This is a genomic window from Staphylococcus sp. HMSC069D12 (assembly GCF_001810405.1).
Classification (GTDB): domain Bacteria; phylum Bacillota; class Bacilli; order Staphylococcales; family Staphylococcaceae; genus Staphylococcus; species Staphylococcus haemolyticus.
This window is the reverse complement of record NZ_KV801121.1, coordinates 1-386: the sequence shown is the minus strand read 5'-3', so window position 1 is coordinate 386 and position 386 is coordinate 1. Positions and strand designations below refer to the sequence as shown.

Genomic DNA, 386 nt, shown 5'->3' with positions numbered 1-386 from the left:
AATTATACTATAAATTCAACTTTGCAACAGAACCCAAAATATTAATCCGCAAGAAGCAACTTTTACTGAAGAATCGAAAAATATCAACCAACAACAAACAAAACGTCAACCAACAGAAGTAAATTACAAGGATATAGCCGAAGAGAAAAAGAATGACAGTACAGATGAAGGTGAATTAACAAAAGAGGATAAGTTCGTTGAAGAAACGAAGAGTGATCCTGATGATAATAGGGAGGTAGAACCACCTAAAAAGGGATTTTGGAGTCGATTCTTCGGTAATTAAAAATGAATGTAAAAGGTGTATCAAGGGAGTATAAATCTTTGATACACCTTTTATAGTGATGAAACTTCTGATAATCATTCAGCATATGCGTTTATCAAACGTC

1 pseudogene is annotated in these 386 nt (G+C 33.2%); it reads left to right on the top strand.

What is annotated here, in order from left to right:
• Nucleotides 1-25 precede the first annotated feature (25 nt).
• A pseudogene (locus tag HMPREF2737_RS11355) lies at nucleotides 26-283 on the top strand (DUF536 domain-containing protein); the annotation flags it as partial.
• Nucleotides 284-386: the final 103 nt, after the last annotated feature.